6 protein-coding genes are annotated in these 7,411 nt (G+C 70.8%); 2 read left to right on the forward strand and 4 right to left on the reverse strand.

The genetic code is table 11. The features are described from left to right. The first annotated feature begins 28 nt into the window (after positions 1-28). Positions 29-967, forward strand: coding sequence for an oxygenase MpaB family protein (locus FNH05_RS27410; RefSeq protein ID WP_144591679.1), 939 nt, complete (start codon positions 29-31; stop codon positions 965-967). Here the strand turns inward: FNH05_RS27410 and FNH05_RS27415 are convergent. Continuing rightward, the gene (locus FNH05_RS27415; RefSeq protein ID WP_144591681.1) at positions 880-1,368 is read right to left on the reverse strand and encodes a TspO/MBR family protein; all 489 of its coding nucleotides are present in this window, start codon (positions 1,366-1,368) and stop codon (positions 880-882) included. The genes FNH05_RS27410 and FNH05_RS27415 overlap by 88 nt on opposite strands. A 133-nt stretch (positions 1,369-1,501) precedes the next feature. Between FNH05_RS27415 and FNH05_RS27420 the strand changes: the two genes are divergently transcribed. Beyond that, positions 1,502-2,650: a serine hydrolase domain-containing protein gene (locus FNH05_RS27420; protein ID WP_144591683.1), complete on the forward strand. Its 1,149-nt coding sequence runs from the start codon at positions 1,502-1,504 to the stop codon at positions 2,648-2,650. 148 nt (positions 2,651-2,798) lie between these two features. On the opposite strand, the gene FNH05_RS38320 is transcribed toward FNH05_RS27420, so the two are convergent. The 3 genes from FNH05_RS38320 to FNH05_RS27435 form a co-directional block, all read right to left on the reverse strand. Continuing rightward, complete coding sequence (locus FNH05_RS38320; protein ID WP_186382764.1) at positions 2,799-3,056, reverse strand: hypothetical protein; 258 nt, start codon at positions 3,054-3,056, stop codon at positions 2,799-2,801. A gap of 305 nt (positions 3,057-3,361) precedes the next feature. Further along, a complete protein-coding gene (locus FNH05_RS27430) occupies positions 3,362-4,696 on the reverse strand; it encodes an MFS transporter (protein ID WP_144591687.1) in 1,335 nt (444 codons plus the stop codon). A gap of 98 nt (positions 4,697-4,794) precedes the next feature. Continuing rightward, complete coding sequence (locus FNH05_RS27435; protein ID WP_144591688.1) at positions 4,795-7,110, reverse strand: cytochrome P450/oxidoreductase; 2,316 nt, start codon at positions 7,108-7,110, stop codon at positions 4,795-4,797. Positions 7,111-7,411 lie beyond the last annotated feature (301 nt).

Consider the following 7,411-nt stretch of genomic DNA (forward strand, 5'->3'; position numbering starts at 1 on the left):
GCGTATGTTGTCCAAAACGGAGGTGGTCATGCGGAGTCGCAGGCTGGGGATGACGGTCCGGCGCCGGATCGGCGGGCTGGACCCGGTACGGGAGGCCCAGGAGGTGGCCAGGCTGAGTCTGCAGACCCTGCACGGGCAGCCGATGCTGGTGCACGCCCTGTTCTCGGTGGCGTTCGCGCGGCAGGTGGCGATCCCGTCGATCGCCCGGGTGCTGTGGCGGCGGGGCAGGGGCGACATCATCGTCGACACCGCCCGGCGCAATGACGACACGATCGTGTTCTTCGGCCAGTTCCTGGACCGGGACCTCGCCTCGGCCGAGGCCCGCCGGTGGATCGAGCGGATGAACGCGATCCACGCGCACTTCCCGATCGCCAACGACGAATCCCTCTACACGCTGGCCACCCTGGCCCTGGAACCGCAGCGGCTGGTGGCCCTGGTCGGCGCCTCACCGTTCTCCGAAGCCGAACGGGAAGGCCACTGGCGGTTCTGGTCGGCGGTGGCGCGGGCCCAGGGCATCACCGGCATCCCGGAGAGCCGCGCCGCCCTGCGAGCCTGGATGACCGGGTACGAGGCGAGCCGCTACGCGCCGAGCGAGGGCGGGCGCGCGGTCACCGGGGCACTGGTGGAGGACTTCGCCCGGCGCTGGTTCCCGCCCGCGTTGCGGCCACTGGCGCCCCAGGTCTTCTCGTCGCTGTGCACGCCGGATCTGCGGCGCGTGCACGGGCTCGCGGAACCGTCCCCGGTGGTGGCCGCGGCGACCCACGCCGCCGCCAGGACCTACTTCCGGCTGACCCCGGTGCGGCTCGTGCCGCCGGACCGTTCGTTCGTGACCGAGTTCGGCACCCGCCGCCACGGCCACCGGGACCCCGCGCGGGTGGGCTACCGGCGGACGGTGGAACCGGGGGGACCGGCGGGATCGCCGACCGAGGCGGTGAGCGCCGTGGCGAACACCGACCAGCCCAGGTAGGGCGCGAGCAGGGCGGCGGCCGCGCGATCACGGCGCGCCACGACGGCGATCTCCGCCGCGAGGGCGCCGTCGAGGGCGGTCACCACCGCGAGCGCCGCGGTGCGGTTGCGCGCGGCGAAGAAGGCGGGTGTCCAGGCCGCGTTGAGGGCGAGCTGCGCGAGATGCAGGCCCAGCGCCTTCCGGCCCGCGCGCCGGGTCCACAACCGCCAGCCCGCCACCCCGATCGCCGTGTAGAGCACCGTCCACACCGGACCGAACACCCCCGGGGGCGGCGCCCAGGCCGGTTTGGCCAGCCGCCGGTAGACCTCCGGGGCCCGGCGTGAGGCCAGCGAGCCGATCGCGGCGGCGGCGAGCGTCGGACCGGCGGCGAACGCCAGGCCCCTCGCGGAATGTGCGTCCATGGCCCGACGCTACCGCCGTGCCGGGGCCGCGACGGGCCATCGTGTCCACCGATCGTGGAGAACCCGTCCGCCGACGAGTTTTCGTCGTACCCGGGGTCTACCTTCCGTCAGTACCGATCAGGAGAGGTGGACGATGGGCAGGCTGTACGACCTTCTGCGGGGTTACGTCGACGACGGCACCGTGCCGGGCGCGGTGGCTCTGGTGGCGCACGGGGACCGGGTCGAGGTGTCCGCGGCCGGTGCGGCGGGCACCGGGGACGCGCCGCCGATGCGACGGGACTCGATCTTCCGCATCGCCTCGATCACCAAGCCCATCACGGCCGCGGCCGTGATGATGCTGATCGACGAGGGCCGGGTGGCGGTGGACGAGGAGATCGCACGATGGCTGCCGGAACTGGCCTCCCCGGTCGTCGTGCGCACGCCCTCGAGCCCGGTCGACGACGTGGTACCGGCGGTCCGGCCGATCACGGTGGGCGATCTGCTCACCTTCCGCGCGGGGTACGGCTTTCCCGCGGACTTCTCGCTGCCCGCGGTCCAGCCGCTGCTGGCGCTGGTCCAGGAACAGAACCTCCGGCCGCAGCGGATACCGGCCACGGACGACTGGCTCGCGCGGCTGGCGGCCATTCCCCTGCTGCGCCAGCCGGGCGAGGCGTGGCTGTACAACACCTGTTCGGACCTGGTGGGCGTGCTGATCGAACGGGTGTCGGGGCAGCCCTTGCCGGAGTTTCTGGCCGAGCGCCTGTTCGAGCCGCTCGGCATGGCCGACACCGGTTTCTGGGTGCCGGAGGACCGCCGCGATCGCCTCACCAGTTCCTACGCTCCCGGCCCCGAGGGCGGGCTGGATCTGCTCGACACCCCGGACGGGCAGTGGAGCTCGCCGCCGGCCTTCGCCTCGGGGGCCGGTGGGCTGGTGTCCACCGCCGAAGACTGGTTCGCCTTCGGCCGGATGCTGCTGGGCGGCGGCACCTTCCGGGGCCGCAGGCTGCTGTCGGCCGAGTCGGTGCGCCTGATGACCACCGACCACCTCACCGCGGCCCAGCGCGTGGCGAGCACCCTGTTCCTGGAGGGCCAGGGCTGGGGTTTCGGCGGCTCGGTGGACATCGCAGCCAGCGACCCGTGGACCGTGCCCGGCCGGTACGGCTGGGTCGGCGGATCGGGGACGGCCGCGCACATCGTCCCCGCCACCGGCACGGTCACCGTCCTGCTGACCCAGCGGCAGATGAGCGGGCCCACCCCGCCGGAGATCATGCGGGACTTCTGGCGCTACGCGGCCGGGTCCTGACGTCCGCATTTCTTCGTGTTATCCAGGTCGGGCGCCGGATGGGTGATGACGAGGGAACTCGGCCGCGCTCATTGAACCCTGGCCAAAATACCCAGGGTTATCGTAATGCGGTCCGTGTGAGTGAACGGCCGGGGGATTGACTTGATGTTCACCCGGTCGGATGCTTGACGTGTGATACCGGCCTGCTTTCGGCGCGTCGAGCCGGTTTCGCGAAGGAAATGGTGAAGTCGCCGAATTCTCTCTGAACTCGAATCGCCTTCTTGGGAAAGGGTGTTGAAATGCGTGCGAAACGATCCATGGCGCTGTTCGCCGGTTCGCTGGCCGTGGCCGGAACCCTGTCGCTCGCACCGGCGGCGATACCCCAGGCCAGGGCGGCGGAGCAGGGCTCCACTTCGGTGGCGGCCACCTATCAGTGGTACCGGGACGATTACACGCGAGGCTACCGAGACGGCTCGCGCGACGGCGGGCACGAGGCGGTGAGGATCGCCCGGGAAGCCCATTGCCTGAACTGGGGTTCGGGACGCCATGGTCGCGGTCGCATCCTAGGCGACGAGTACCGCAGGGGCTACGAGGACGGTTACGACAGAACCTACGATTCGACACTCCGAATTCTCTGTCACCGCTGAGCCAGGGGAAGTGGGCCCTGCGGGGAAAGGCACCGTGTTTTCCCGCTCTCGCGCGAAAACACGGTGCCCCGCCCGGGGTTCCGGCTCAGTCGGCCGCGCCGAAGTCGCGGCCCTTCGTCTCCCGGCTGGTCACCACGGCCAGCACGGTGACCGCCATGGTGATCATCAGGTAGGCGACGACGGTGCCCACCCCGAACCGGTCGATGAGCCACACCGCGATCAGCGGGGCCGGCGCCCCGGCGATGATCGACGAGCCCTGGAACACCAGCGACGAACCGGCGTAGCGGTGCTTGGTCGGGAACAGTTCGGTGATCCACGCGGCCTCGGTGCCCGCCAGCATCCCGTGGAAGAAGGCGCCCACGCCGACGCCGATCCAGAGCAGTGGCAGGGTGCCGGTGTGCACCAGGGCGAAGAACACCGGTGCCCACGCGATCAGCACCACGGCGGGCACCAGCATCGCCGGCTTGCGGCCGACGCGATCCGACCAGGCCCCGCCGAGGATCATGCCGGCGAACTGGAACACCGAAGCGAAGGTCACCGCCAGCACGACGTCTCCGCGGGTGTAGCCGAAGCCGTGGCTGGCGTAGGCGATGACGAACACGGTGTAGACGTAGAACGCCACGTTCTCGCCGAGCCGCATCCCCAGGCCGTGCAGCACGGCGCGCGGCTTGGCGAGGGCGGCGAGGATGGAGGAGCGCTCGCTGCCCCGGGCCCGCTGTTCGGCGTGTTCCTGCGCCGCGCGGAACACCGGGGACTCCTCGACGCTGCGGCGCAGCCAGAAGCCGACCAGCAGCAGGGGAACGGCGAACAGGAAGGCGACCCGCCAGCCCCAGGTGTCGAAGGCCTTACCGGGAAACGCCGAGGTCAGCACCGTCACCAGGACGGTGGCGAGCACGGTGCCGAGCGGGGCGCCCGCCTGCGGCCACGACGCCCAGAATCCGCGGCGCCGGGGTTCGCCGTATTCACTGACCATCAGCACGGCGGCGCCGAACTCCCCGCCGAGGGCGAAGCCCTGGACCATCCGCAGCACCACCAGCGCCACGGTGGCCCCGATGCCGATCTGGTGGTAGGTCGGCAGCAGGCCGATCGCCGCGGTCGCCGTGCCGAGCAGCGTGAAGGTCACCACGAGCATCGGCTTGCGGCCGAAGCGGTCGCCGAGATGCCCGAACACGATGCCGCCGAGCGGCCGGGCGACGAAGCCGAGACCCTGTGTCGCCAGCGCGAGGAGCAGTTTCGCGACGCTGTTGCTGCCGGGGAAGAACAGCGGGCCGAGCACGGTCGCGGCGAGGATGCCGTAGATCGCGAAGTCGTACCATTCGAGCACGGCTCCGGCCATGCTGCCGGCCAGCACGCGTTTGAAGCCGGCCGGGGCCGTGGCCCGGGTGCCGGAGGGCACCACTCGGTCCACCGTTGACGCCATTGTCAGGTCCTTTCTGTGTTTTTCGCGGGTTTCGCGGGTTCGCGGTCGTCGCGGGGTTGTGTTCGCGCCGGTTCGGCGGGAGGCGGAAACGAGGCCCGTCAGAGGCCGAGGGTCAGCCGGTCACCGGCGGCCCGGGAACAGCAGGTCATCATGCGGTTGTGGACGGCCCGTTCCGCCTTGGTGAGCACGCGGTCGCGATGGTCGACCTCTCCGGCGAGCACCGTCACCTGGCACGAACCGCACAGTCCTTCTTCGCAGTCGCTGGCGATCTCGACGCCCGCCTCCCGCAGCGCGCCGAGCACCGTGTTTCCCGCCGGCACCCGGATCGTCCGGCCGGAATCGGCGAGTTCCACGTCGAACTCGTGCTCCCCGTCGGGGTCCAGCGGGCCCGTCGCCGCCGTGAAGTGCTCGACGCGCAGGCTGTCCTCCGGCCAGTGCCGGGTGGCGGTGTCCAAAGCGGACAGCAGGCGTTCGGGACCGCACGCGTAGACCAGAGTGCCGGGCACCGGGGTGGCGAGCAGGTGTTCGGCGTCCAGCCGGGTCCCTTCCGAACCGACGTGCGGGACGAGCCGGTCTCCGTGCGTGCGTTCCAGCCGCGCCAGCAGGGCCATGGTGCTGCGATCCCGGCCGCAGTAGTGGATTTCGTAGTCCCCGCCCGCGGCGCGGACGTGGTCGGCCATGGCCGCGATGGGCGTGATCCCGATGCCTCCGGCGACGAACACGTACCGCCGCGCGCCGGGATCGAGCCGGAAGTGGTTGCGCGGGCCGCGCAGGTTCAGCGTGTCGCCCGGGGCGAGTTCGTCGTGGATGTAGCGCGAGCCGCCGCGGCCCGCGCCTTCCCGGAGCACGGCGACCTCGTAGGCGCTGTCGCCGGGATCGCCGCACAGCGAGTACTGGCGGGACAGGCCGCCCACTTCGAGGTCGACGTGCGCTCCCGGAGACCACTTGGGCAGCGGCCGGCCCACCGGATCGGCCAGCCGGAGGCGGAGGACCCCTTCGGCTTCGCGGGTGATCTCTTCGACGACGACCCGGCGGGGGAGGGCCCGCTTCGGCGGCTCGCCGATCCGCACCGGGTGCTGCCGGAGCAGCACCGCCGGGTCCGTGCGTTCCGGGTTGGCGGCCGGATCCCACTGGACCCACAGGTGGTCCGGACCGCGGAAGGAGGTGTTGGGCAGGTAGGTGATCTGCTGGTCGCCGGCCAGTTCCAGGTGCGGGAGGCGCCGGGTCAGTTCCTCGAGGAAGATCTGGAGTTCCATGCGGGCCAGGTTCTTGCCCATGCACTGGTGGCTGCCGTAGCCGAAGGTCAGGTGGTCGGCGGCGTTGTCCCGGCGCAGGTCGAACTCGTCGGCGTGCTCGAAGTGCCGTTCGTCGTGGTTGGCCGAGGCGTTGACGATCAGCAGCTTCGCACCCCGGGGGATCGGCACGCCGCCGACCTCGGTGTCGGCGGTGGCCAGGCGCCGCCAGGCCGCGACGGAACCGTTGTGCCGCAGGCATTCCTCGACCGCGTACGGGATCAGGGACGGGTCGGCGCAGATCTCCTCCCACACCGTCCGGTTCTCCAGGAGGACCTTCACCGCGTTGGCGGCGGCGTTGGCGGTGGTCTCGTGCGCGGCGACGATGCCGGCCATCATCATCGAGTGCAGGTAGGAGTCGGTGATCACCTCGGGCATCTCCCGCTGCAGGCGGATGCTGTAGGGCATCCAGCCCGGTCCGGAGGGGTCGCGGCGGATCTTGTCCAGCACGGTGCCCGCGAACTGCCAGAACTTTCCGACCGCCTCGGCCACCGCGACCTGCTCGTCGCGTGAGGGCCTGCCCCAGGTGTTGACCGTGTGCGCGATCGAATACTTCCGCAGGGTGGCCATGTCCTCCTCCGGCACGCCGAGGAAGTGCAGCGCGACGGTGAGGGTGACCTCCCAGAACATGTCGTCGACCAGATCGGCCTTGCCCGCGTCGGCGAACGAGTCCACGTATTCGCGCGCCAGCCGCCGGACCATCGGCTCGTGGTGGGCGAGCCGGGCCGGGGTGAACGGGTCGATCAGCGCCCGGCGGCGGGCCATGTGGGCGGGCTCGTCCTCGTTCACGAGGGTGCGGTCCATCGCGTAGCCGTACCGCGCGAGGGTTTCGGTGGCCTCTTCGCAGACCGGGGTGATCTTCTCCAGGGCGATCGAGGGGGAGAACAGCACGTTGTCCCGGAAGACGGCCTTGACGTCTTCGTACCGCGTGACCACCCAGTAGCCGAGTTCCGGGCTGTAGAACACCGGTTCGCCGTCCCGGGACCAGCGCAGTGAACCGGCCGGGTCGGCCTGGTAGGCCTCGCCGAACGGATCGAACCCGGCCGCCCCCGAGACCGGCGCCGTCACCGGGCATGCGGCCGCCGCTCCCGAATGATCGATCGGGCACGACCCTGTGCTCATCTCTCCACCGCCTTAACCTGTGGTTTTACCAATAGCGCACATACTGTCTCTGTAAGCGAACAGCGGTGAGGTTAGGTGGAGGCCACGAGGGCGTCAAGAGGTCGATGCCAGGACGTTAGAGAGCGCAGGCCTGCGCGGCGGATTGCCGTGAGGGGTCCCCTCACGGTCGTATCGGCCAGGGTCCCGGCAAAGTCGCGTGAGTGTTGGCCGTGAAGGGTCCCTTCACAGTCGATTCGACCGTGAAGGGACCCTTCACGGCTTTGCCCGAGTCCCTCCGGCCGGGGTGGGGGGTCTGCTCTGC

Origin of the sequence: Amycolatopsis rhizosphaerae (genome assembly GCF_007713715.1) — a bacterium.
Taxonomy (GTDB): domain Bacteria; phylum Actinomycetota; class Actinomycetes; order Mycobacteriales; family Pseudonocardiaceae; genus Amycolatopsis_E; species Amycolatopsis_E rhizosphaerae.